At 39.3% G+C, this 25226-nt stretch carries 21 protein-coding genes and 1 pseudogene; 12 read left to right on the top strand and 10 right to left on the bottom strand.

Features of this window, described 5'->3' with window-relative positions; genetic code table 11:
• Window positions 1-521 precede the first annotated feature (521 nt).
• A pseudogene (locus CBE70_RS18705) lies at window positions 522-923 on the bottom strand (DNA translocase FtsK 4TM domain-containing protein); the annotation flags it as partial.
• Window positions 924-1166: 243 nt separating this feature from the next.
• Window positions 1167-1661 (bottom strand): leucine-responsive transcriptional regulator Lrp, encoded by a 495-nt coding sequence (gene lrp / locus CBE70_RS12215; protein WP_004244566.1) that lies wholly within the window; start codon window positions 1659-1661, stop codon window positions 1167-1169.
• A 544-nt stretch (window positions 1662-2205) separates the two neighbouring features.
• Between lrp and trxB the strand changes: the two genes are divergently transcribed.
• The 5 genes from trxB to infA all read left to right on the top strand — a co-directional run bounded on the left by trxB (window position 2206) and on the right by infA (window position 8082).
• Window positions 2206-3165, top strand: coding sequence for a thioredoxin-disulfide reductase (gene trxB, locus CBE70_RS12210; RefSeq protein ID WP_100159557.1), 960 nt, complete (start codon window positions 2206-2208; stop codon window positions 3163-3165).
• 141 nt (window positions 3166-3306) lie between these two features.
• Complete coding sequence (cydD, locus tag CBE70_RS12205) at window positions 3307-5076, top strand: heme ABC transporter permease/ATP-binding protein CydD (protein ID WP_100159556.1); 1770 nt, start codon at window positions 3307-3309, stop codon at window positions 5074-5076.
• A gap of 2 nt (window positions 5077-5078) precedes the next feature.
• Window positions 5079-6830: a heme ABC transporter ATP-binding protein/permease CydC gene (gene cydC / locus CBE70_RS12200; protein WP_100159555.1), complete on the top strand. Its 1752-nt coding sequence runs from the start codon at window positions 5079-5081 to the stop codon at window positions 6828-6830.
• Window position 6831: 1 nt separating this feature from the next.
• A complete protein-coding gene (gene aat, locus CBE70_RS12195; RefSeq protein ID WP_100159554.1) occupies window positions 6832-7524 on the top strand; it encodes a leucyl/phenylalanyl-tRNA--protein transferase in 693 nt (230 codons plus the stop codon).
• Window positions 7525-7863: 339 nt separating this feature from the next.
• Entirely contained in the window at window positions 7864-8082 is a 219-nt protein-coding gene (infA, locus tag CBE70_RS12190; RefSeq protein WP_004244560.1) for a translation initiation factor IF-1, read from the top strand.
• 123 nt (window positions 8083-8205) lie between these two features.
• On the opposite strand, the gene clpA is transcribed toward infA, so the two are convergent.
• The gene (gene clpA / locus CBE70_RS12185) at window positions 8206-10497 is read right to left on the bottom strand and encodes an ATP-dependent Clp protease ATP-binding subunit ClpA (protein WP_100159553.1); all 2292 of its coding nucleotides are present in this window, start codon (window positions 10495-10497) and stop codon (window positions 8206-8208) included.
• Between the two features lie 30 nt (window positions 10498-10527).
• Window positions 10528-10842, bottom strand: a complete 315-nt coding sequence (gene clpS, locus CBE70_RS12180) for an ATP-dependent Clp protease adapter ClpS (RefSeq protein WP_075672467.1) — start codon at window positions 10840-10842, stop codon at window positions 10528-10530.
• Window positions 10843-11130: 288 nt separating this feature from the next.
• On the opposite strand from clpS, the gene cspD reads away from it, so the two are divergent.
• A complete protein-coding gene (cspD, locus tag CBE70_RS12175; protein WP_023581298.1) occupies window positions 11131-11340 on the top strand; it encodes a cold shock domain-containing protein CspD in 210 nt (69 codons plus the stop codon).
• Window positions 11341-11493: 153 nt separating this feature from the next.
• On the opposite strand, the gene macB is transcribed toward cspD, so the two are convergent.
• The 3 genes from macB to CBE70_RS12160 form a co-directional block, all read right to left on the bottom strand.
• Complete coding sequence (macB, locus tag CBE70_RS12170; RefSeq protein WP_100159552.1) at window positions 11494-13440, bottom strand: macrolide ABC transporter ATP-binding protein/permease MacB; 1947 nt, start codon at window positions 13438-13440, stop codon at window positions 11494-11496.
• Window positions 13440-14549: a macrolide transporter subunit MacA gene (macA, locus tag CBE70_RS12165; protein WP_100159551.1), complete on the bottom strand. Its 1110-nt coding sequence runs from the start codon at window positions 14547-14549 to the stop codon at window positions 13440-13442. The genes macB and macA overlap by 1 nt, the downstream gene beginning before the upstream one ends.
• A gap of 135 nt (window positions 14550-14684) precedes the next feature.
• A complete protein-coding gene (locus CBE70_RS12160; RefSeq protein ID WP_100159550.1) occupies window positions 14685-16361 on the bottom strand; it encodes an ATP-dependent nuclease in 1677 nt (558 codons plus the stop codon).
• A gap of 342 nt (window positions 16362-16703) precedes the next feature.
• Between CBE70_RS12160 and CBE70_RS12155 the strand changes: the two genes are divergently transcribed.
• The 6 genes from CBE70_RS12155 to artM all read left to right on the top strand — a co-directional run bounded on the left by CBE70_RS12155 (window position 16704) and on the right by artM (window position 22110).
• Window positions 16704-17606 (top strand): lysine exporter LysO family protein, encoded by a 903-nt coding sequence (locus CBE70_RS12155; protein ID WP_023581294.1) that lies wholly within the window; start codon window positions 16704-16706, stop codon window positions 17604-17606.
• A gap of 52 nt (window positions 17607-17658) precedes the next feature.
• Complete coding sequence (locus CBE70_RS12150) at window positions 17659-19116, top strand: DUF2867 domain-containing protein (RefSeq protein WP_100159549.1); 1458 nt, start codon at window positions 17659-17661, stop codon at window positions 19114-19116.
• A 112-nt stretch (window positions 19117-19228) separates the two neighbouring features.
• Window positions 19229-19957, top strand: coding sequence for an arginine ABC transporter ATP-binding protein ArtP (artP, locus tag CBE70_RS12145; protein WP_069368163.1), 729 nt, complete (start codon window positions 19229-19231; stop codon window positions 19955-19957).
• A gap of 14 nt (window positions 19958-19971) precedes the next feature.
• The gene (gene artJ, locus CBE70_RS12140; RefSeq protein WP_023581291.1) at window positions 19972-20706 is read left to right on the top strand and encodes an arginine ABC transporter substrate-binding protein; all 735 of its coding nucleotides are present in this window, start codon (window positions 19972-19974) and stop codon (window positions 20704-20706) included.
• Window positions 20707-20737: 31 nt separating this feature from the next.
• Window positions 20738-21442 (top strand): arginine ABC transporter permease ArtQ, encoded by a 705-nt coding sequence (gene artQ, locus CBE70_RS12135; protein ID WP_023581290.1) that lies wholly within the window; start codon window positions 20738-20740, stop codon window positions 21440-21442.
• Complete coding sequence (gene artM / locus CBE70_RS12130) at window positions 21442-22110, top strand: arginine ABC transporter permease ArtM (RefSeq protein WP_100159548.1); 669 nt, start codon at window positions 21442-21444, stop codon at window positions 22108-22110. Before artQ ends, artM begins: the two co-directional genes overlap by 1 nt.
• Before the next feature lie 117 nt (window positions 22111-22227).
• On the opposite strand, the gene CBE70_RS12125 is transcribed toward artM, so the two are convergent.
• The 3 genes from CBE70_RS12125 to CBE70_RS12115 all read right to left on the bottom strand — a co-directional run bounded on the left by CBE70_RS12125 (window position 22228) and on the right by CBE70_RS12115 (window position 25209).
• Window positions 22228-23427 carry a multidrug effflux MFS transporter gene (locus tag CBE70_RS12125; protein ID WP_100159547.1) on the bottom strand — a complete coding sequence of 400 codons (1200 nt, stop codon included), beginning with the start codon at window positions 23425-23427 and terminating at the stop codon, window positions 22228-22230.
• A gap of 105 nt (window positions 23428-23532) precedes the next feature.
• Entirely contained in the window at window positions 23533-24666 is a 1134-nt protein-coding gene (gene rlmC, locus CBE70_RS12120) for a 23S rRNA (uracil(747)-C(5))-methyltransferase RlmC (RefSeq protein WP_100159546.1), read from the bottom strand.
• 30 nt (window positions 24667-24696) lie between these two features.
• Entirely contained in the window at window positions 24697-25209 is a 513-nt protein-coding gene (locus CBE70_RS12115; protein ID WP_100159545.1) for a type III secretion system chaperone family protein, read from the bottom strand.
• Window positions 25210-25226 lie beyond the last annotated feature (17 nt).

The following is a 25226-nucleotide window of genomic DNA, read 5'->3' as shown; positions in this document are numbered from 1 at the left end:
GAGTAAGTGGAACGTTGAGGGGCAATGGGTTCTGATTGAGCTTCTTTTTTCAAAAATGCTTCTGGAATATCAAAACGGTAATGTTCTGGTTCTTCCTCTGTATGAGTTGGTTGTGAAACCGTTGCTGGCACAAGAGGATCAGCTTGCGTCAATGCTTGCGCATGTTCATCTGCTATGTCATTTGTTGCAGAGAAAGACGGCAAATCATCTTCTTGTTCTGCTTTAGCTTGTAATGTGTCTATCTCTTGCTGACGAGCTAGTTCAAGTGCTGAAGGCGCAGAAAATAAAATATCATCACTCTCTTCTGTTGCTAATTCAGATTGCTGATTTTCTTTTTGATTTGAATTTTCAGCTAATTCTGTAACAACGTCTTGAGTATCATCTTCCTCTTCTTCATCCTCGTAATCGGCTTCTTTTTGGCCTCTATTGGTAATAAAACCAACACTGCCCAAAATAACAGCACCAATTTTTTCTGTAATTGTTAACCAAGACCAGCCAGTAAACAGTGTAAAGCCAATTGCCCAAACAGATAACAGGGCAAGAGTAGCACCTAAAACATTAAACCATGGTAATAAGGCTTTGCTAAACAAACTTCCAATCACACCACCTGAGCTGAAATTATAGATATCATCAAAATTAAGATCGGCTAATGCACAAGAGGTAAAGATCAGAGCCAAAGCACCAATCGTGCGAAGTGCAAGGGAAAAGAAGTCGGTGTATTCACGGTTTTGTTGGTAGCGCAGAGAATTCCAGCAGCCAAAGACCACGACGACAGGAATTGCATAGGCAAGTAAACCAAATGCAGAAAATAGAATATCAGCTAACCATGCTCCGATACTACCGCCTAAATTTTGAATAGGCTCATTCCAAGTGGTTTGTGACCAGCTAGGATCAGAGGGATGGAAGCTAAGTAATGAAACCATTAAAAAGACAGCGCCAATGCCGATGAGGATGAGAATAGCCTCCCAAATACGGCGACGGTTGCTTATCTTTGTTAAACGAATATTTTTATCTTCTGTATATTCCTGGCTCAAAGAGGGCTCTCCAGGTTTAACTTAGGGTGAATTAAAACGGAACAACGCTGAGATATCCCAGCGTTGAAACTGTATGCATAAACAGGAGTGTACCTAACTTTTTCCTGCTTTGCACCAACCTATTAAGTTGGCTTAGCGAGTTTTAATTACAAGACGGTTACTTTGTTTAACTTCTTCCATAACCACGTATGTACGTGTGTCATTAACACCTGGAAGACGTAACAGTGTTTCACCTAGTAATTTACGGTAAGCGGACATATCAGGTACACGAGTTTTCAACAGATAGTCAAAATCACCAGAAACTAAATGGCACTCTTGGATTTCTTCAAGTTTTTGAACAGCCATATTGAATTGTTCAAAAACATCTGGTGCACCACGGTTTAATGTGATTTCCACGAATACCAGTAATGATGCATCTAAGTAATGTGGGTTTAACAGTGCAGTATAACCAGAAATAAATCCTTGGCGTTCTAAACGACGTACACGCTCTAAACAAGGCGTTGGTGATAAACCTACACGTTTAGATAGCTCAACGTTTGAAATACGACCATCTTTTTGAAGCTCATTTAGAATATTCCGGTCTATTCTATCAAGATCTTTACCCGGACGTTTTTTATTATCAATCATCTCTATACTCTCTTTCTCTTTTTCTCTTACTTTATTTTCCTATACCCATACCTGTACACCTTCAGCATCACTGTCGAAACTTCGGTATCAAACGGTCAGAGCAAACTACCAATCTATTTTCTTTTAATGCCAGATAAAAGTTCTATTTTATCCAAATACTCATTAGCAAATATCGCAAAATAACTATCCTATACCCTGTCTGTCTAAAAAATAATACGTATAACATCCGAGGATAATTATCTTTAACAATCATGTTTTCGCAAATGTACAGCGGATTGTCAAAGCAAATGAGTAAAAATCAGAACAAGGCGCTATGTTATTCTCTATATACGCAAGATAAACATCAATTGTAAAGCAAAATGTTTCAGGTTAATTCGATGATGTTAGCCCAATATAACTCTATAATTATTAAACTATATTAGTATTAACTATTGCTAAAATAGCTAAAATATTATGTCTATTTCTTGTCATTGGCTTTTTTTAACGTCTTATTTCTCCTACAATCCCTCAATTCGCATCACGCCTAATCAGAGATGAGGTATACATGAGCACCATCAAACATAGCAAACTTATTATTTTAGGTTCTGGCCCTGCGGGTTATACCGCCGCCGTTTATGCTGCAAGAGCAAACTTAGAACCAGTACTGATTACGGGTGTTGAAAAAGGCGGTCAGCTGACAACGACAACAGAAGTCGAAAACTGGCCCGGTGACCCAGAAGGGTTAACAGGCCCCGGATTAATGGACCGCATGTTTCAGCACGCTGAAAAATTTAATACAGAGATTATCTCTGACCATATTAATAAAGTCGATCTGAAAAACCGTCCATTCCGCCTATTTGGTGATGAACAAGAATACACTTGTGATGCATTGATTATCGCAACAGGTGCTTCTGCACGTTATATCGGTTTACCTTCAGAAGAATCTTTTAAAGGTCGAGGCGTTTCGGCTTGTGCAACGTGTGACGGATTTTTCTATCGTAACCAGAAAGTCGCAGTTGTCGGTGGCGGAAATACCGCTGTGGAAGAAGCTCTTTATTTAGCGAATATCGCATCAGAAGTTCATCTGATCCACCGCCGTGATTCTTTCCGTTCTGAAAAGATCTTAATTAACCGCCTAATGGACAAAGTTAACAGTGGCAATATTATTTTGCATACTGATCGTACCTTAGACGAAGTTCTTGGCGATGATATGGGTGTAACGAAAGTTCGCTTAAAAGATACTAAGAGCGATAAAACCGAAGAATTAGATGTTATGGGTGTCTTTATTGCTATTGGTCATAGCCCTAATACTGCTATTTTTGATGGTCAATTAGAATTAGACAATGGTTACATCAAAGTACAATCAGGTACTCAAGGTAATGCAACACAAACCTCTATCGAGGGTGTTTTTGCAGCAGGTGACGTAATGGATCACATTTATCGTCAAGCAATTACCTCCGCAGGTACAGGCTGTATGGCTGCTTTAGATGCAGAACGTTACATAGACGCACTAAAATCCAACTAAAATCATCACTTCCTTTCAAGGCGCTATTTCAGTAGCGCCTTTTACCATGTAACATACTAGCCTGGTTGCCAAAGCGTATAACTACTTACCCTTGGCCTTTCTGATACTTTGTATCTCACCTGCAGATTTGAATCTTTTCTTATGGATAAAACTAAACAAAGTGAATTGGTTCGATGGCTGAAACAGCAAAGTGCTCCAGCCCGTCGATGGCTACGGCTATCAATGATCCTAGGTGTTGTAAGCGGTTTATTAATTATTGCACAAGCATGGTTATTAGCTGTTTTACTTCAAGCATTTATCATGGACAGTCTGAGTCGTGATACGCATATACCTACCTTTCTCACCCTTATTGGTATTTTTATCTTACGCGCTTTGGTGATGGCGATACGAGAGCGTGTAGGTTATCGCTGTGGTATGGCGGTCAGGCGACAAATTCGTAAAATTGTTCTTGATAGACTTGAAGAGCTAGGTCCTGTTTGGGTTAAAGGCAAACCCGCAGGGAGTTGGGCAACAATTATTCTAGAGCAAATAGAAGATATGCAAGATTACTATGCGCGCTATATTCCGCAGATGTATCTTTCTACCATTGTGCCTATCCTTATCCTTATCACCATCTTCCCTGTTAACTGGGCGGCTGGCTTGATTCTATTTTTCACCGCCCCACTGATCCCGTTATTTATGGCATTAGTTGGATTAGGCGCAGCAGATGCTAACCGCAGAAACTTCCTCGCATTAGGTCGTTTAAGTGGTAACTTCCTCGATAGATTAAGAGGCTTAGATACATTACGGTTATTTAACCGTGGTAATGCAGAAGTTAAACAGATCACCGAAGCAACAGAAGATTTCCGCAAACGTACAATGGAAGTACTAAGAATGGCGTTCCTTTCATCAGGCGTATTGGAATTCTTTACTGCTGTTTCTATCGCTGTTGTGGCTGTTTACTTTGGTTTTTCTTACTTAGGTGAACTTAGTTTCGGCAGTTATGGCTTAGGTGTCACACTATTCTCAGGCTTTTTAGCACTGATCTTAGCCCCAGAGTTTTTTCAGCCTTTGCGTGATTTAGGAACTTACTATCATGCCAAAGCACAAGCCATTGGTGCTGCTGAATCTTTGGTTGAATTTTTAGAAGCCGATGGTGAAAAACCGCAATTTACAGGTAATGAGCGGATCAATACAACAGAAAGTATTGAGATAACAGCTCATGAACTCGAAGTTTTATCTCACCAAGGTGTCAAACTTGCTGGTCCATTAAACTTTACCATTAACCCTAATCAACGAATTGCGATTGTGGGTCTAAGTGGTGCAGGCAAAAGCTCGCTATTAAATGCACTACTCGGCTTTTTACCTTATCGTGGTTCATTAAAAGTTAATGGCATTGAATTGACGCAACTCTCGCCTGAAGCATGGCGTCAATGTTTAAGCTGGGTTGGTCAAAATCCTAATTTACCAGAACAAACCTTGCTGGATAATATTCGCTTAAGCAATCCTAATGCCAGCGATGAACAAATCAATCTTGCCATTGAAAAAGCCTATGTCAGCGATTTTATTAATGAGTTACCTGATGGCTTAAATACGATTATTGGCGATAGTGCGGCACGCCTTTCTGTTGGTCAGGCTCAGCGTATTGCTGTTGCTCGTGCTTTATTGTCACCTTGTCAATTTTTGTTATTAGATGAACCGGCAGCAAGCCTTGATTCTCATAGTGAACAGCGTGTCATGCACGCGCTTAATAACGCCTCATTAAATCAAACGACCTTGCTTATTACTCATCTACTCGAAGAAACATTGGGTTACGACCAAATTTGGGTGATGGAAAAAGGCCAGATTATTGAAACTGGAACTTATGCATCGTTAAGCCAACAGAACGGTACTTTTGCTCGCCTTCTTGCTCATCGTAAAGAGGAACTTTAATCATGAGAGTATTGCTTCCTTTTCTTGCGCTCTATCGCCGTCACTGGTTTATGTTATTGCTGGGGATTATTCTTGCTATTCTGACTTTACTGGCGAGTATTGGTCTTTTAACACTATCAGGCTGGTTTTTAGCAGGCACATCTCTTGCGGGCTTTGCGGGTATTTATAGTTTTAACTATATGCTACCAGCTGCGGGTGTTCGAGGTGCTGCTATTTTTCGTACTGCGGGTCGTTATTTTGAAAGGCTTGTCAGCCATGACGCAACGTTTCGTGTATTATCGCACCTGCGTGTATTCACCTTTAAAAAGATCCTCCCTCTTTCACCAGGTGGGATCGCACGTTTTCGTCAAGGTGAGTTACTAAACCGGTTAGTTGCTGATGTTGAAACGCTCGATCACCTTTATATTCGTGTTATTTCCCCTATTATTGCCGCTTTTGTTGTCATTATGGCAATTATGTTTGGTCTTGGTTTAATCGATGCACGTTTAGCCAATACGCTGGGTGGCATTATGCTTACCTTGCTGATTGTTTTGCCTTTTGTATTCTATTACGCTGGTAAACCTATTGGTCGTGATCTCACCGATTTACGAGGTCAATATCGCACAGTATTAACCAGCATGTTACAAGGACAAGCCGAGTTAACTGTTTTTGGCGCATTACCTCGTTTTAGACAAAATTTGGCGCAACTTGAAGCTAAATGGCTGCATAGACAAGCACAACAAGCAAATTTAACGGGTTTATCGCAATCATTGATGATCCTCGCATCGGGCCTAACAGCAACATTAATTTTATGGCTGGCGGCTGGTGGTATCGACAATAGCTTTATGCCAGAAGCGTTAATTGCCTTATTTACATTTTGTGCATTGGCAGCATTTGAATCTTTAGCTCCGGTTACTGTCGCTTTCCAGCATTTAGGACAAGTGATGACATCCGCAACACGTATTTCTCATTTAATTGAGCAAAAACCCGATGTCACTTTTCCTGAAAAAGGGGGAGAAACTAACAATCGCGCCACACTTGCAATGCACAATATTTGCTTTACTTATCCAACCCAACCAATGCAAGTCATCAATCACGTTGATTTAACGATTGAAGCAGGACAACACATTGCATTATTAGGAAAAACGGGATGTGGTAAATCAACTCTATTGCAGTTGATCAATCGAGCTTTTGATCCGACTCACGGCACTATCAGCTTAAATAATTTGCCTATTGCTGATTATGATGAAGTGACATTACGTTCAATGATGTCAGTTGTTCCTCAACGCGTTCATGTCTTTAGCCACACATTAAGAGAAAATCTATTGATGGCAAAAGAACAGGCAACAGATGAAGAGCTTAAACATGTTCTTCAGCAAGTTGGTCTTGGACAACTACTTGAAAATGATGAAGGCTTAAATGCATGGATGGGGGATGGTGGTAGACAGCTCTCTGGTGGCGAACAGCGACGTTTAGGACTAGCAAGAGCCCTACTCCACAATGCACCTCTTGTATTGCTTGATGAGCCAACAGAAGGCCTTGATGCCGATACAGAACAGCAGATCCTTGCTCTCTTGCATCAGCATTGCCAAGATAAGGCTGTATTAATGATCACTCACAGACTTCACGGTTTAGATAAAATGGATAAAATCTGCGTTATGGATGGCGGAAAAATCGTTGAAACAGGCACTCATGCTTCGTTGTTACAACAACAGGGGCATTATGCTAAATTTCATCAAAGACAGGCTCTATTAACACCGACTCACGAGGCATAATATGCCGCTGTTTCAATTAGATGATAGTGATTTGGATTTTCCAGAGCCTCATTTAGCGTTAAAAGAGCCTAATGGTTTATTAGCGATAGGGGGAGAAATCTCCCTTTCGCGATTACGTGTTGCGTATCAATCGGGTATTTTTCCTTGGTATTTCCCTAATGAAGAACCATTATGGTGGTCACCTGATCCAAGAGCCGTTTTACCAGCAGGTGATTTACATATTGGGCGTAGTTTGCGTAAATTTATTCGGCGCCAACCTTATAAAATTACGTTAAATCATGCCTTTGCTTCAGTTATTGAGGCATGTTCTGTACGTGAAGAAGGAACGTGGATAGGCCCTGATATAAAAGCAGGTTATGAAGCTCTTTATCAACAAGGTGAAGCTCACTCTGTTGAGGTTTGGGAAGGTGATGAACTCGTTGGTGGATTATATGGTGTAAACATAGGAGCCGTTTTTTGTGGTGAATCTATGTTTAGTCGTAGAGATAACGCCTCTAAATGTGCCTTTATTGCTTTTTATAACCATTTTCTTCGTTATGGGGGTCAACTATTTGATTGTCAGGTGCTAAACTCTCATACTGCCTCGTTAGGTGCCTCTGAGATTTCACGTAAACATTATTTAGTTGCGTTATCTCGTTGGAAAAAAGTGATTATTGATAAAAAGTGTTGGTATCAGCAATCGTTGGAATTATAATCACTGCTTGTTTTTGTAAAGCCCTTCTTATTTAAGACAGGATCTAGAATGACATCCTGTTATTTATGCAAAAAGGTTTATACAAAAATTTTATCTTACTCACCCATTATGTGGTTAGGGTGCTGTTATTTTATTGCTACAAATACCACAAAATAAAGAATTACGACTTCTGTTATTACTTTTACCTTAGCAAAGTAAAACGCAAGTTGCGGTAAGGATGTTAAGTGCAATAGCAAGGTGAACACCATTGCTATCCAATAACATTCCTTTACATAGGACAATATTTTCGGCATTATCTTGCCGTTTAAAAAATATGGTTATTAAAACTTAGAGGATTAGATGGCCAAAGAAGACAACATTGAAATGCAAGGCACTGTACTGGATACTCTGCCAAACACGATGTTCCGCGTAGAATTAGAAAACGGACACGTCGTTACCGCTCATATCTCAGGAAAAATGCGTAAAAACTATATTCGTATCCTGACAGGCGACAAGGTTACCGTTGAGCTGACCCCATATGACCTGAGCAAAGGCCGTATCATCTTCCGTAGCCGTTGATCCCAATCTGTTCTCTCCCGCTATTGTCATATAACGGGTGAAAAAAAACACCACAGGCAAGGCATTTATTGATGCTCACCTGTGGTGTATGCTTTTATAGCTTAGTGAGATTAACCGCTATCCTTAGATAACGGTATCTTCATTCTTCGCCAGTTTTTCTTGGCTAACAAACTCATAATTCAATTTGCCTGCCAGCTTATCTAGTGTTACAGAAACTGAACCACCATTAACAAGAGAACCAAATAAAATCTCGTTAGCTAATGGTTTTTTCAAGTTTTCTTGAATAACACGCGCCATTGGCCTTGCGCCCATCGCTCTGTCATAACCTTTATCACATAACCATTGACGTGCTTCTTGGCTAACTTCTAGCGATACTCCTTTATCATCTAACTGCACTTGTAGTTCGACAATAAATTTATCCACAACCATAGAGATAATTTCTGGAGATAATGCATTAAACCAAATAATACTATCTAAACGGTTACGGAACTCTGGTGAGAAGGCTTTTTTGATTTCAGCCATCGCATCAGTGCTATTATCTTGCTCTGTAAACCCAATCGATTTACGTTGCGTTTCACGCACACCCGCATTGGTTGTCATCACTAAAATAACATTACGGAAATCTGCTTTGCGGCCATTGTTATCAGTTAATGTACCATTATCCATTACCTGTAACAGGATATTGAATACATCAGGATGTGCTTTCTCAATTTCATCAAGTAACACAACGGAATATGGGTTTTTAATGACAGCGTCTGTTAATAATCCACCTTGATCAAAACCAACATAACCAGGAGGAGCACCAATTAAACGACTGACCGTATGTCTTTCCATATATTCCGACATATCAAAGCGTAGCAGTTTAACATTCAATGTTTTTGCTAACTGTACAGTGACTTCTGTTTTACCTACCCCAGTAGGGCCTGCAAATAAGAATGAACCCACCGGTTTATTATCTTGGCTTAATCCTGCACGGCTCATCTTAATCGCTTCAGATAAAGCATGGATTGCTTGATCCTGACCGAATACCAACATTTTTAATTGGTTATCAAGATTTTTCAGTATTGATTTATCGCTACTAGAAACTGTTTTTTCAGGAATTCGTGCAATTTTAGCCACGACTGACTCAATATCTGAGACATTAATAGTTTTTTTACGTTTACTTGGTGCAACTAAACGTGTTTTTGCACCCGCTTCGTCGATAACATCAATAGCTTTATCAGGTAGATGTCTATCGGTAATGTATTTAACCGATAAGTCTACCGCAGCCTGAATAGCTTTATTGGTATAACGGACATCATGGTGTGCTTCGTATTTCTGGCGCAATCCTTTGATGATCAAAACAGTCTCATCTGGAGATGGTTCAGTCACATCAATTTTTTGGAAACGACGTGCGAGCGCTCTGTCTTTTTCAAAGATATTGCTAAATTCTTGATAAGTCGTAGAACCTATAACGCGAATTCGACCACCAGATAACAATGGCTTAATTAAGTTTGCCGCATCAACTTGTCCCCCCGATGCTGCTCCTGCACCAATAATGGTGTGGATCTCATCAATAAATAAGATGCTTTTTTCATCTTTTTCAAGGGTTTTCAGTAAGGCTTTAAACCGTTTTTCAAAATCGCCACGATATTTTGTTCCCGCTAATAGTGAACCAATATCGAGTGAGTAAATAGTGTAACCTTTCATCACATCAGGTACATCATCTTGCTCAATACGCCATGCAAGCCCTTCTGCGATAGCTGTTTTACCGACACCCGATTCACCCACTAATAATGGGTTATTCTTGCGACGACGGCATAACACTTGGATTGTTCTTTCTAATTCAGCTTGGCGTCCAATTAGGGGATCAATTTTACCTTGGCGCGCTAACTGATTAAGGTTAGTAGTAAAATTATCCATATGATCGTCACTTTGAGGCATCTCTTGTTGAGATTGTGCGTTCATATCATTCATGTCAGAAAGATCTTCGTTTTGTTGATCTTCTTTTGAAATGCCATGAGAAATAAAATTAACGACATCAAGGCGACTAACGTCGTGTTTACGTAATAAGTAAGCTGCGTGAGACTCTTGTTCACTAAAAATAGCCACCAGCACATTAGCGCCAGAGACTTCATTTTTGCCAGATGATTGAACATGAAAAACAGCGCGCTGTAATACACGCTGAAAACTCAGCGTTGGCTGTGTTTCTCTGTCCACATTTTCAGGCAGAATTGGGGTTGTTTTACGAATAAAGACTTCAAGCTCTTCGCGTAAGACTGCTAGATCGACTTTACAAGCTTCCAATGCTTCGCGTGCCGATTTATTACTTAATAGCGCCAACAACAGGTGCTCTACAGTCATAAATTCGTGTCTGTTATCACGGGCTTTCGCGAATGCAACATTAAGACTCAGCTCTAATTCGTGATTAAGCATAAGCACCTCCTCCTTAAAAGACTAACCGGATCATGCCTGTTCAAGAGTACATAAAAGTGGGTATTCGTTTTCTCTTGCGTACAGATTAACTTGAGCCACTTTTGTTTCGGCAATATCCGCACTATAAACCCCACAAACTCCTTTCCCTTTATGATGAACGTCCAACATAATTTGCGTTGCTTTTTCCTCGCTAAGGAAAAAATACATCGTAAGCACTTCTACAACAAAATCCATGGGGGTGTAATCATCATTATTCAAGATCACCTTATACATTGCTGGTGGCTCATTTTTCTGATGAACATCTTCCCTTAACGTGGTTTCTGTTAAAAAATCAAACTGACCCATTGTTTTGCATTACTCATAGTTTTGTTAAACGTCACTTTCAATTATGACATTTAGTTTACCATCTCACAGGAAAGTCTGCCTATCAACGCTTTTTTATTCCTTCTTTTTACATTCAAAAAATTACAAAGCGTTAGCTACATCAAAATTTCATCTACCCGAAACACTTTCTACCCTCTTCACCTCTTGACGATTGAAACAATAAAATAGAGTATGTTTTATGAACAGCTCAGTAAATATACTGAAAGTGATGTTAAACAAATAAATACAAGTATATGAGAGAAGTTAAGTATGGAGACAGGTACAGTAAAGTGGTTCAATAATGCTAAGGGTTTCGGTTTTATTACCCCAGCAAAAGGTGGCGATGATATTTTTGCCCACTATTCAACAATCAGAATGGAAGGTTACCGCACACTTAAAGCGGGGCAGAAAGTTAATTATAGCACGATAAAAGGGCCTAAAGGGGATCATGCTGACCTTATCATTCCTATTATTGAATAGAAGATAATTTACAGTATAGATAACCCCAATAAAAATACCTTTTGCTCACATGAACTGCACCCCAATAGTTGGGTATTTTTAATTAAATAGAATGCCTAATTCATTCAAATAAAAGCCCTTTATATTTCAAGGGCTTTTATCTTATGGTTTGTGTTATTCTCTCGCAAGAGCATCTATTGGATTCATTTTTGCTGCACTTCTTGCTGGTAAAAATCCAAAAATAACACCAATAGCAGTCGAACAAATAAAAGCACTCACTAATGCGATGGGCTGAAATACGAAATGCCAATCAGGCAACATAACACTTGCCACCATAGCAATACCAAATGAAAGGCCAATTCCCAGGGATCCGCCGACTAAACACACCAATACGGACTCTATAAGGAATTGTTGCATCACATCACTGGCTCTGGCACCAACCGCCATTCTAATACCAATTTCTCGCGTTCTTTCAGTCACTGAAACCAGCATAATATTCATTACACCAATCCCACCCACGACCAATGAAATAACCGCCACTAAAGTGAGAAACAGTTGCATTGTTTGAGTGGTACTTTCGGCAGCCTTAATAAAACTATCAAGGTTATAAGTAAAAATATCTTTTTTACCGTGTCTGAGCGTCAATAAACGGATAATTTGTTGTTCTGCAACACTGGCGTCATAACCTTCCGTTGCTCTTACTGTAATACTATCAAGATAACTTCGATTTAAAATACGGCTATTTAGTGTGCTGTAAGGTACCCATACTTTGAGCGATTGACTATTACCGAAAGCTGATTTCTTTTCAGCAATGACACCAACAATCGTAGAGGGGATATTGCGAATAATGATTTGCTCACCAATAACCTCTTTTTTGGTAGGAAAGAACCGCTGACGGGTATTTTCATCAATAACGACAACTTGAGCTTGCCGCTGGATCATATCAGGTGTAAATGAGTGACCTTGCGAAAACTTCATGGCGTACACTGTGAAATAGTCGTCACTGACACCCGCAACAGATGCGGGTGAATCTTGGTTTCCACGGCGTAATCGTGTACTAAATTGCACTTGTGGTGTAACAGCTTGTACATAAGATTGTTGCTTTAAAGCAAAAACATCTTGCAATGTTAACGATTGTCTATCTTCTGGGGAATCGCTCCCAAAGTCTTTTCCGGGATAGATATCAATAGTATTAGAGCCAATTGCTTTTATATCTGCCAGCACCATGCTTTTAGCGGCATCACCAATCACAATAATAGTGACGACAGAGGCTATACCAATAATAATGCCGAGCATCGTTAGCAAAGTGCGTACTTTATTCACAACCATTGCACGCCAAGCCATATCTAATGCTTGTGTAAAACGCCCGAATATTTGCCCTAAATAAGAAGAAGCTAAAACTGGGGTTGTCTCTTTTTTAACTTTATTTGCTGTTATTTGATGGTAATTATCATTAATAATCTTACCATCTTTTATTTCTATAATTCGCTCAGCCTGTGCCGCAATTAAAGGATCATGGGTTACGATAATAACCGTATGCCCTTGTTCATTTAATTGCTTAAGAATAGACATAACCTCTTTACCAGAATGACTATCCAATGCTCCTGTTGGCTCATCTGCAAGAATGACTTCACCACCATTCATTAATGCTCTAGCAATACTTACGCGCTGTTGCTGACCGCCAGAGAGTTGATTAGGACGATAATCAACGCGATCACCTAATCCTAAGCGCGTTAATAGTTCGCGAGCCCTTTTTTTTCTTTGAGTGGCATTTTTATCTGCATAAATCGCAGGAATTTCGACATTCTGTTCTGCACTTAAATGCGACATTAAATGGTAGCGCTGGAAGATAAAGCCAAAATGCTCACGGCGTAATGCAGCAAGTTGATCGCCTTCCATTTTCGCAACACTTTGACCAGCAACTTTATATTCACCGCTACTTGGTTTATCTAAGCAGCCTAAAATATTCATTAAAGTCGATTTGCCAGAGCCAGAAGCCCCAATTATCGCCACCATTTCTCCGGCATTAATCGTTAACGAGACTTTATTGAGAACAACGGTTTCTTCTTCACCATTGGTATATAAACGGCTAACCTCATTGAGCTCTAATAATGCAGGCATCATGCTTCTCCTGAAGTTTCACCCAGAATAACCTCATCGTTTTCTTTCAATCCGCTGAGCACTTCTGCATAAACATCAGTACGCATACCTATTTTTACTGTGCGTCTTTCTGGCTGACCATTAACCAATACATCAACATAATATTCATTAATTCCGGCATCTTCACCTAATACAGAAAGCGGAACAAGAAGCACATCTTTCTTGTTTTCAATAAGAATTTTAACTTGTGCAGTCATTTGTAAACGTAATAAATGCTGCTCATTAGGGACCTCAAAACGAGCATAGTAAAAAATAGCATCATTAATTTTTTCGGGGGTAGGTAAGATATCTTTCAACTTACCGCTGAAAGCTTTATCTGGTGCCCCCAAAACTGTAAAAGAAGCGCTAAGAGCTGGCTTTAAATAAATGACATCCGCTTCTGATACTTCTGCTTTTACCAGCATTGTGTCTAAGTCAGCTAACGTTAAAATAGTCGGTGCTTCTTGTGCAGCAATCACTGTTTGACCTTCAAGCGTTTTAATAAAGGTAACAACCCCATCCATAGGCGCAGTTATCCGTGTATATTGCAGATTCGTTCTTGCAGTATCTAACGTCGCTTGGTTCTTTTTAATTTGAGCTTGATAAGTGATGATGCGTGCTTTTTTTACTTCAACATCGGTTTTAGTGCGATCAAGTTCATCTTGGGCAATAGCATGAGTACCAATAAGTTTTAATTGGCGTTGATAAGTTAATTGAGCTAAACGTAATTCAGCCTGTGCTTGTTGAAGATTGGCTTTAAGCTCGTTATTTGTTTCTTGAGATTCAGTGACGTCATTTTGTGCTTTTTTAGGATCGATAATGGCAAGTAAATCCCCTTTTTTAACCACATCACCCTCTTTTACAAGGAGCGATTGTAACTGTCCACTGACTTGCGCACCCACATCAACTTTGCGCACAGCATCAAGCTTACCTGTTGCGGTTACTTCTTTTGATAGATCACCTCGTGTGATCTGCTGTGTTTGATATATCGGTGCCTTCTCTTTTGGCAAAAAAAAGTACGTAGCAATTGCTACAACAATTAAAATAAGGGCGAGCACTCTCCCTCGCTTTTTTAAAGATAAAAAAGCCATAATTCTTCCTTCTTAAACATAAAGATGCAATAAATCATTCAAAGCGTTAGCTATGAGATTTTACTCTCATAGCTAAATAAAATAAGTGTAGATCTCATGAATTTATCTTACTTGCACGAGTGTAGCGAATCCGAATTAATTCGCCTTACCTCTTGCAAGCCATGCAACACGAGAGAACATACTTTTCAGTATGGAAGGGATGGAGTCTACTCCACGTTGAGCCGCATTATTAGCCACCGTTAGTGCGAGATCAGGCTTGGATGAACGTTGAATAGCTTTAATGATCACTCGTCGAGTTGGCCATTTTTCATTATCTGGCACACCTGCAACATCATGATATACATTGCGAAAGCCTTCTTTATATAAAAAGTGTTCCATATCTAACGCAGGAAGTTTCGTTAATCTATCGCGTTCTGCGTCATTGCTTTTTAACGCAAAATCCTTAACGGTAGCGGCATATTTCTTACCCGCTTCATCACCATCCACTAAAGTATGCCATTCTATACCCATATAGGTTGCGTACTTTAATAATGGCTTAAGTCCACATTGAGCAAATTCAATGACTTTAATTCCTTCTGCTTCAAAGAAATAATTACATTGCCTTGCCAATTCGTTCATTAACCAAATTTCTGTTTCACCTTCAACCAATAACCAACAACGCGCAAACAACGCAGAAGGTCGGTTATAACGAATATGAAATGAAATTCGCCGTTCTTCATCAGAATGTAGTTGCTGATCTCCAACACGGTAAGCTGCAACTTTATCGGTATCACGCACTAAACGACAAACACTTTCTAATGGTGCAAGTGACAGTAATTCACCTGAGTTTGTAGTTGTGATCCGTTGTAATGAGAAAAGATTGAGTAATCCCCAAGCCACCGAAAGCATAATAGGATGTAAACGAGTTTCTGGGTTTTCAACAATCACGATAGGTCTTGCATAAGGATCAAGCGCGACACTACCACGAGACTGTAAAATTGAAGAAAACATTCCCAAGATAATTAATCGAATACTTCTCTGGTTGGGTTTTGCTAATACTTTATTGATATTTTCTAAGGCATGCCAGCCACGTACATGAGGCTCGCTGACTTTGCGATGGCGAGAGCGAGATTTAAACAGCAACGAACCGTGATCTGCAAAATAGTGCCCTAACAGTTGTTGCATTGCATCAAGACCTTCACGTAAATCTTCATCTGATAATTCGTCAGGATTTTTGACTAGCGCTTTGGTTAACTCGCTCATTTTATTATTAAACGCTTCTCGATGAGGATTATTATGAGAATCGATAACGTCAGAAGCAAGATCACGAACAAAACGCGCATCTTGTAAGCGAAGAACAGGATAAAGCCTCACTATCTCTGCAATGATTTCTTGAGTTTGTCCATTAGGTAAGCGAATTTGCTTTCCTTCTTTATCAAGAAAATAACGGAATGTTTTCACATTCTTCTGTTCATCTAATTCAGCACTGATACGGTAATAGATATGTTTAAGATCATCACCATTTTCAACCCACACAGGTGCTATTTTATGGAAACGAAAAGAGCGATGACGTCCAGGGCGAGATTCGGTAAACGTTAAAATAATTTGTAGGCTTTTTTTGCCATTTTCTTCAGGCTCATTCGGCAAACGATGGAAATCATCAGGTGTAAATGCATATTGATAGGTTTCAATACCCAAACTGAGTGTTAACGCATCAAGTAATGAGCTTTTACCCCACGCATTTTCACCCACTAAGACTGTATTCATATCAAGAGGTAATGAAAGACGATTAAGTCCACGGAATCCAACTATTTCCACTCTTTCTAAATACATAAATTCCCTCGTTAGTTGCGACTAAGCTATGGTTTTATTTTATTCTTCCTACCTTCATTTTATGCTTAATCAGCTAATAATTTCACTTAATGAATATTTTCATTAAATCACAGTTCAAGATAGCCGTAATAAAATTTACTCAACTATTCGATATATACCCATTTTGTTCGCTTTTCAATCAATTAAAGCCTCTTACACCTAAACGTGGTAGGCTCATTACCCTTAATAAATATTTTAGACTTATCTTAATTTCTGTATCCACAACATCATAAGTAAATGTTATAATCCAATTCACGTTATTAGTTTATTTTATAATTTGAGCACGCTCAGTAAGGAATAGAAATGCTATCAGGGTTATTGATTATCCTACTTCCGCTTTTTGTAGGGTATTTGATTAAGTTAAACAATCGCCCGTTACTTCATCTGGCAAACCGCCTACTTAGCGCGATGGTTTACGTTATCCTATTTCTAATGGGCGTTAGTTTAGCCATGCTAGATAATATTGGTGAAAACTTAGTCTCGATTCTTTCTTATGCCAGTGTCTTCTTTTTATGTACATTTGGTGCCAATTTACTATTTTTATGGTTACTGGATAAAAAAGATCCTTGGCATGTCCCTGCCCATAAACAGTCCAAACCGCCTTCACGTATAAAAATGGTACTAGAATCACTGCAATTATGTGGCGTCGTTGTGGTGGGTTTCTTTGTCGGTTTAACCGGCTGGTCAATTTTCCATTATGCTTCTCATGCCAGCCAAGGTGCGCTTATCTTCTTACTTTGGTTAGTCGGTTTACAATTACGCAATAGCGGAATGAGCCCAAAGCAAATTCTTATCAACCGTCGAGGAACAACCGTTGCCGTTGTTATGGGTGTTAGTGCGCTTGCTGGTGGTGCTTTAGCTGCTTACTTACTGGGATTACCGATGAAAATGGGATTAGCTATTGCATCTGGTTATGGCTGGTATTCATTATCGGGCATTGTGCTCACAGATGCATTTGGCCCTGTTATTGGTAGTACTGCATTTTTCAATGATTTAATGCGTGAATTAGCGGCAATCATGCTTATTCCGATCATTGTTAATCGTTATAGAAATACAGCATTAGGAATTTGTGGTTCAACTTCTATGGACTTTACCTTGCCTGTTTTACAACGCAGTGGTGGTGTTGCCATTGTACCAGCAGCGATTGTGCATGGATTCGTGTTAAGTTTAATCACACCAATCTTGATGGCGTTCTTTACTTCATAGAAAAATCAGTAACAATAGAACAATAATGTTCTCTTTTTACAGTGGATTAACAATGAATCAACAGCGTGTATTGGTACTTGGTGCAAGTGGTCATATAGGTCAAAATCTTATCCCAGCGTTGATAAAACAAGGGCACCAAGTCACTGCGGGAGCCCGTAGAATAGACTGGATGATGTCACAAGGCTGGGGAAATACACGCTGTATTTTTGTAGATCTCCACAATCCTGAGACACTTAAAAAGGTGATGCAAGATACCGATATTGTCTATTATCTTGTTCATAGTATGGGGGATGCGCATAATTTAGTTGAACTAGAGCGTCAAGCTGCCATTAATGTTGTTGAAGCACTTGAAGGCTCAAGCGTTCAACAAATTATCTTTTTAAGTGCCTTACAACATGAAGATCAACAATACTCTCCTCATCTTATTGCACGAAAACTTACAGGTGAAGTTTTAAGAACCAGCACCATCCCTGTGACAGAAATCCGTACCTCAATGATTGTAGGTCCCGGTTCAGCCGCTTTTGAAATTATGCGTGATATGGTTTATAACCTCCCTATTCTTACGCCACCTCGCTGGGTTCGTTCTAAGTCTTCCCCTATTGCATTAAAAAATTTAATTCACTATTTAACGGAAATTATTCATCACCCTACACATCAGCACCGAATTTTTGATGCTGGCGGTCCTGAATACATCAGCTATCAAACACTTTTTGAGCGCTTTATTAAAATTTCAGGTAAAAAGCGGATGCTAATCCCCATTCCGATGCCAGCAAGTTTAATTTCGGCGGGATTTATCAGTATGATAACGTCTGTGCCCACCTCTATTGCCAAAGAGTTGATCCAAGGACTTAAATACGATCTCCCTGCCAACGATGAGCCATTACGTAAACTTATTCCTCAATTTCTAATTAAATTTGATGATGCAGTAAAAGAAACACTCGCTGATGAAGAAGCGGCTTTAGATAACCAAGATTGGGGTTACTCTCCGGCTGTTCGTAGTCGCTGGAAACCTGGTTATGGTTATTACCCTAAAAATGCAGGTTGCACCGTATCCACACCAGCAAGCGCAGCATCCCTTTGGCATACAGTACAACAAATTGGTGGAGAACAAGGCTATTTCTATGGTAATGCGCTATGGAAAACACGCGCTATTATGGATGATATCGCTGGAAATAAAGTCACTTACGGACGCCCATCTAGAGAAACATTAGAACTTGGCGATATGATCGATGGTTGGCGAGTGATCAAACTTGAGCCTGAAAAACAACTCACACTGTTATTTGGAATGAAAGCGCCCGGTTTAGGCAGACTCTCTTTCACGATCCACGACAGTGGTAATCTTCGTTCAATAGATGTTCGTGCTTGGTGGCACCCCGCAGGATTTAGTGGATTACTTTATTGGTTTGCCATGATGCCTGCGCACTTATTTATTTTCAAAGGTATGGCTAAAACAATAAGTACTAACGCTTACAAACTGGATAAAAATTCACCTACCAGTGAAAAAGAATAGCCGAATTACCCATTTTTACGTAAAAAAACCACTTTATTATGCAGTTTTAGTTGCATAATTATTCTTGTCGTTTTATTATTTGAACCAGTTAATGACTATTCAGAAAAAACGCATGAGTATTCAATTAAAAAACATAAATTGTTTCTACGGTTCGCACCAAGCACTCTATGATATTAATCTAGAATGCTCTGCCGGTGAAACAATGGTTCTTTTAGGACCAAGTGGTGCAGGTAAGAGCTCACTAATGAGAGTTCTTAATTTATTAGAAATGCCACGTTCAGGTGAATTAGAAATCGCGGGTCTACATTTTGACTTTAGCCAACAGCCTAACGCAAAGGCAATTCGTTCATTACGCCAAAATGTGGGCATGGTATTTCAACAATACAATTTATGGCCACATTTAACGGTTCTTGACAACTTAATTGAAGCACCTTGTCGTGTCTTAGGTTTATCAAAACCTCAAGCCAAAGAAAAAGCAATGAAATTACTTGAGCGTTTGCGTTTAAGTGATTATGCAGGACGTTTTCCTCTACACTTATCTGGAGGACAGCAACAACGTGTTGCTATTGCAAGAGCATTAATGATGGAGCCTCAAGTTCTCTTATTTGATGAGCCTACGGCGGCATTAGATCCTGAAATTACAGCTCAAGTTGTTGATATTATAAAAGAGCTTTCTGAAACGGGTATTACACAAGTTATTGTGACCCACGAAGTTGAAATTGCACGCAAAGCCGCGAGCAAAGTTGTATATATGGAAAACGGCCGTATTATAGAGCAAGGCGATAACTATCGTTTCACTGCTCCACAAACGGAAGCTTTTGCTAATTACTTGTCACACTAAATCAGGATCAGACAATGAAAAAAATATTATTTGCAGCACTTCTGACCAGTATTACACTTTCTGCAACTGCGGCTGAGAAAGAGACAATTCGTTTTGCAACTGAAGCAACATATCCTCCATTTGAAATGATTGATGCGAATAATCAAATTGTAGGATTTGATGTTGATTTAGCAAATGCAATGTGTGCAAAAATTAATGCTGATTGTACCTTTACCAATCAGTCATTTGATAGTTTAATTCCTAGTCTGAAATTCCGTCGTTTTGAAGCATTAATGGCAGGTATTGATATTACCCCAGAGCGTCAAAAACAAGTTGATTTCACTGATTCATACTATGATAACTCAGCAGTATTTATCACAGTAACAGGTAAAATCTCTGATGTAGCGAGCTTAAAAGGCAAGCAAATTGGTGTGCAGAATGGGACAACCCATCAGAAATTCATCAATGAACAACACAAAGAGATGAAGACTGTTCCTTATGACAGTTATCAAAATGCGGTATTAGATCTTAAAAATGGTCGTATCGAAGCTATCTTTGGTGACACTGCTGTTGTTAATGAATGGCTGAAAAAGAATCCTGAATTAGGTATTGTCGGTGACAAAGTTGCAGATCCTAACTACTTTGGTACAGGTCTTGCGATCGCAGTAAGAAAAGGTAATGCTGATTTACAAGATAAATTAAACAAAGCATTAGCTGAAGTAAAAGCTGATGGCACCTATGATGTCATTTATAAAAAATGGTTTGAATAACGATATTTCAATAACAACAATAGCTTAATAAATGAATGAAATAACAACTCTAGCAGGTGCGGCCGTCACAACGGTCTCACTTGCTATTTCTGCTCTTATCATCGGATTAGTTCTTGCCATGCTGTTTACAGCTTGGGAATCCGCGAGATGGAAAGCCTTTGCTTTCTTAGGAACATGCTGGGTAACACTAATTAGAGGACTACCAGAAATGCTGGTGGTTCTTTTTGTCTATTATGGCACCTTACAAGGTGTCATGATGTTAATGGATGGGATTGATCTCGGTGCTTTCACCTTACAAATTGATTTTGGTGATACTGAATCATTGCCTTTCTATTGTGGTGTTATCGCCCTTTCACTTCTTTATGCTTCTTATGCTTCACAAACTTTACGTGGCGCATTAAAAGCAGTACCAACAGGACAATGGGAAGCCGGCCAAGCATTAGGTATGGGTCGTATTACTATTTTCTTCCGCTTTATCATGCCTCAAATGTGGCGTCATGCGTTACCGGGTTTGGGTAATCAGTGGTTAGTTCTATTAAAAGATACGGCTTTAGTCTCATTAATCAGCGTTAATGATTTAATGTTACAAACACAAAGTATCGCTAACCGAACTCAAGAACCTTTTACATGGTATAGCATTGTTGCATTGATTTATTTGGCAATTACGTTGGTCAGTCAATATATCCTGAAATGGTTAGAAATGAGAACGACCCGATTTGAACGGAGTGCCTCATAATGTGGGATTATATTGTTGATATTTTGCCGGGATTACCAACCAGCCTTTCTTTAACGTTTGTAGCTCTATTGGTTGCATTTACACTCTCGGTTTTAATGACATTTATTTTGGCACTAAAAACACCGGTTATTAGCCAAATAGTAAAAGCTTATATTACCTTATTTACTGGTACGCCTTTATTAGTGCAGTTCTTCTTAATCTATTATGGCCCTGGGCAATTTCCTGCGTTGAAAAACTTCCCAATCATGTGGGAGTTACTATCAACACCATGGTTTTGTGCAATGGTTACATTAGCATTAAATAGTGCGGCTTATTCAACCTTACTTTTCTATGGTGCTGTAAGAGCTATTCCGTCAGGACAATGGCAATCTTGCCAAGCATTAGGAATGTCACCAGTACAAACAGCAAGAGTGATATTACCTTACGCATTTAAACGTGCGCTTTCATCGTATTCAAACGAAGTGGTATTAATATTCAAAAGTACCTCACTTGCCAGTACCATCACCTTGCTTGAGTTAACAGGTTATAGCCGACAAGTCTTTGGCCAAAGTTATGATGTGATGGTATTTGTTGCCGCAGGGATTATTTATCTGTGCATCAACGGAATATTGACACTTTTAATGAGATTAATTGAGAAAAAAGCCTTAGAGTTTGAACATCGCAATTAAAAATACGTAAATCGAAACGTCGATATAAAAACACCCCAGCAATTTGAACTGCACCCCAAACGTTGGACACCAACTTTGGGGTGTTTTTTATGTTTGAATAAACAACAAATACTTGTTCTATTCTTGTGTAGCCTGTTTTTCTATTAACGCTTCTTTGTGGCTTACTCGATAAGCATTCAACGCTAATAAACTACCAAGTAACATCACAATAGCTAACGCTAATTTCGGTTGTACTGGTGAAGCCAGTGCCGTTAAACCAAAGGCTGCACCACCTGCCATTTGAATAAAACCGACTAATGCAGAAGCAATACCTGCCGTTTTTGAATAAGGCTCCAGCGCATAACTTGTTGCAGGTCCCATAATAAAAGCAAGACCAGCACATGCACTTGCGACAGGAAGCATATAGATCAACCAATGATTTTGCATTTCGGCAGGAATAAACAACAAGCTACCTAATAAGCTCACACAGCCTAATCCCATTAGTCCGCTCCCTAAGATCAAACAAATAGGTCTGCCGACACGGTGAATAACGCGGTTCGCATAAAAACTGACAAGCATTATCCAAAAACCATTTACACCAAAAACAATAGAAAAAATCAGCGCTGATAATTTTGCATCATTCATCAATACAATTGGGGCAAATGACACATAAGTTAATGCCATTCCCATTGTGCCCGCATTCACTAAAGCAAAAGTCAAAAAGCGTTTGCTGCATAAAATCTCAAGGTATGTTTTACCTAATTTTTGCTTTGATTGAGCTGTATTTTCAGGCTTTGTTTCTGGTAAAAAGCGGGTGATCAAAATCAACACCAGCACTGAATAGAAAATTAAGAACCCGAAAGGTGCACGCCATCCCCAATATTCTGCCAATAATCCACCTAATAGCGGTGCCAATGCAGGAATAATATTTAACGTGCCATTTAAAAATCCAAAAACGCGGGCGGCTTCATTACCATTAAAACAGTCACGAACACAGGTAAAAGCAACAACGGAAGTGCAGCACACTGCTGAGGCTTGTAATAATCGCGAGATAATAAAAAGCGTTGAGTCTGTCGCAATCGTTGCAATAACAGAACCCACAATATAGATAAGTATCCCAACAATAGCGATAGGTTTACGACCAAACTTATCCACTAAAGGCCCTGATATAAGTTGCCCAACACCTAGGACTAAAATAAATAAAGCGATAGTTGATTGAATAAGAGAGACACTACTTCCTAAATCTTGAGCAATCGCAGGTATCGTCGGTAAATAGAGATCGATCCCCAAAGGCCCCAATAACACCATCACTAATAACAACGCTTTTAAGTTCTGCATAAAATAGAATGCCTATCTAATAAAAAAGAAAACGCCCGATGTTATCCATCGAGCGTTAAATGCTTATTTATACTAACACTCAATCACTATTTTGTAATAAATATCTTAGTTATCTTGTAATACCAATAACGTAAGGACTTCATAGTGAGAAGTATGAGGAAACATATCAAACAATTGCACTCTATCTATCTGATAGTGTGAAAGTTGCTGAATATCTTTTGCCATGGTTTGAGCATTACAACTTGAGTAAAGGATAAAGCGAGGCTTCATTTTATTTAGATAACCGCACAATGCCTCACCGATACCTCTCCTTGGTGGATTAACAAGCACTAATTCAGGAACAGACTCTTTTGCTAATGCATAACCCGTTGAATCTAACGCTTGAAACTCGACATGCTCTAGCCCTAATTCCTGAGCTGATAAACGAGCACATTCAATCGCTTCTGGACTAATTTCAATACCTGTTAATTGGGTTGATTTATCTGCACAATGCAACCCAAAGCCCCCTGATCCACAAAACATATCCCACAAATGCGTGATATTTAATTCTCTTACCCAACGACCTGCCGTGGCATAAAGTGATGAAGCCACCGCTGGATTAGTTTGAAAAAAGCCTCTTGGGCGAATATGCAATGGAATTTGGTTAAATGATTCATCCAAGAACGTTTTTTCTGTCAGAATAATTTCTTGTTCGCCTTCCAAAATAGCCATATGGACAGGTTGAATATTAACGGAGATAACCGCTAATTGAGGCAGTTGCTCTTGTAACCAAGGAAGTGCTTTGCGAAGTTGTTCTAGTTTTTTTTCTGAGCGCAAAACAAAGCGCAACATCATGGTGCTATTACTTCGACTCTCAGTTAATAAAATAAATTTGAGTTCACCACGGCGACGTTGGATGTCGTAAGGTACTAACCCTGCTTTTGCAATAAATGTTTTTAAAACAGGAAACACGGGTGCAAAAGAAACGGGGTACAGTGGGCATTCGCATAAATCAACAGCGACACCATCTTTAGTTTTTAAGCCTAATACGGGTCTTTCGACACTCCCACTGACGACCATTTTTGCTTTATTACGAAACTGCGCCTGTTGGCTTTCAACCAGCGCTAATTTATCAAAAGCATAATCGTCTGGAAGTAATGCTAAGAGGCTGTGCTGTTTTTTCTTGATTTGTTCAGGATAAGCAAGAGAAAGCCACTCACAAGAATGACATTCACCCGCACTAAATCGTGCGCATTGCATAAGATTTTGTGACCGTTATGGAGATTAATATTAATGTACAGTATAGGAGGAGTCAGTTGATGCGCTATTTATCTCAACATCTTCTTCATCTTCTTCGTTTTCACTTTCTTGCTTTTCGCCATACAAGAAACCGTTATTAAAAATTTCGCTGACAACTTCAGCACATTGCTCTTCTGCTTTTTGTAAGAATAGGTCAAATTGATTAAGTGAAATACCCGCAGCAACAGGGAATGATTGGCAGAAAACTAATTTTGGTAAGTTCTCATCACTAATTTCTAGAAATGTTTTAATAAATAAAGAGCTTGCATTAATTTGGCTTAGATTTGCCATTAATGGCACTATTGCTGACGGTTTTAGCTCAGCGATAGCGGTAAATACAAGTACATCCTCAAGAATATCAATTTTGGCATCAAAAATGCCACTGATATATTGAAGATGTGGCAAATGTAACGCCTGACAAGAGTCACATTCATAATAAGCAATCTGTAGTTCATCAAGCCAAGATTTTAGCTGATCCAGATCGGTAGTCACAACAGCGTTCATTCAAATAACCTTTACGC

It is taken from the genome of Proteus columbae (genome assembly GCF_002777965.1).
In the GTDB taxonomy this organism is placed as follows: Bacteria; Pseudomonadota; Gammaproteobacteria; order Enterobacterales; family Enterobacteriaceae; genus Proteus; species Proteus columbae.
This window is presented reverse-complemented; position numbering and strand designations above follow the sequence as displayed.

Coding starts and splice junctions, on each gene's coding strand:
- CBE70_RS12160 (WP_100159550.1), bottom strand. CDS start 16,361: ATGTATTTAGAAAGAGTGGAAATAGTTGGATTCCGTGGACTTAATCGT.
- macA (WP_100159551.1), bottom strand. CDS start 14,549: ATGGCTTTTTTATCTTTAAAAAAGCGAGGGAGAGTGCTCGCCCTTATT.
- CBE70_RS12125 (WP_100159547.1), bottom strand. CDS start 23,427: ATGCAGAACTTAAAAGCGTTGTTATTAGTGATGGTGTTATTGGGGCCT.
- CBE70_RS12150 (WP_100159549.1), top strand. CDS start 17,659: ATGAATCAACAGCGTGTATTGGTACTTGGTGCAAGTGGTCATATAGGT.
- clpS (WP_075672467.1), bottom strand. CDS start 10,842: ATGGGTCAGTTTGATTTTTTAACAGAAACCACGTTAAGGGAAGATGTT.
- artJ (WP_023581291.1), top strand. CDS start 19,972: ATGAAAAAAATATTATTTGCAGCACTTCTGACCAGTATTACACTTTCT.
- cydD (WP_100159556.1), top strand. CDS start 3,307: ATGGATAAAACTAAACAAAGTGAATTGGTTCGATGGCTGAAACAGCAA.
- artQ (WP_023581290.1), top strand. CDS start 20,738: ATGAATGAAATAACAACTCTAGCAGGTGCGGCCGTCACAACGGTCTCA.
- CBE70_RS12155 (WP_023581294.1), top strand. CDS start 16,704: ATGCTATCAGGGTTATTGATTATCCTACTTCCGCTTTTTGTAGGGTAT.
- rlmC (WP_100159546.1), bottom strand. CDS start 24,666: ATGCAATGCGCACGATTTAGTGCGGGTGAATGTCATTCTTGTGAGTGG.
- artM (WP_100159548.1), top strand. CDS start 21,442: ATGTGGGATTATATTGTTGATATTTTGCCGGGATTACCAACCAGCCTT.
- lrp (WP_004244566.1), bottom strand. CDS start 1,661: ATGATTGATAATAAAAAACGTCCGGGTAAAGATCTTGATAGAATAGAC.
- infA (WP_004244560.1), top strand. CDS start 7,864: ATGGCCAAAGAAGACAACATTGAAATGCAAGGCACTGTACTGGATACT.
- CBE70_RS12115 (WP_100159545.1), bottom strand. CDS start 25,209: ATGAACGCTGTTGTGACTACCGATCTGGATCAGCTAAAATCTTGGCTT.
- aat (WP_100159554.1), top strand. CDS start 6,832: ATGCCGCTGTTTCAATTAGATGATAGTGATTTGGATTTTCCAGAGCCT.
- trxB (WP_100159557.1), top strand. CDS start 2,206: ATGAGCACCATCAAACATAGCAAACTTATTATTTTAGGTTCTGGCCCT.
- macB (WP_100159552.1), bottom strand. CDS start 13,440: ATGCCTGCATTATTAGAGCTCAATGAGGTTAGCCGTTTATATACCAAT.
- clpA (WP_100159553.1), bottom strand. CDS start 10,497: ATGCTTAATCACGAATTAGAGCTGAGTCTTAATGTTGCATTCGCGAAA.
- cspD (WP_023581298.1), top strand. CDS start 11,131: ATGGAGACAGGTACAGTAAAGTGGTTCAATAATGCTAAGGGTTTCGGT.
- artP (WP_069368163.1), top strand. CDS start 19,229: ATGAGTATTCAATTAAAAAACATAAATTGTTTCTACGGTTCGCACCAA.
- cydC (WP_100159555.1), top strand. CDS start 5,079: ATGAGAGTATTGCTTCCTTTTCTTGCGCTCTATCGCCGTCACTGGTTT.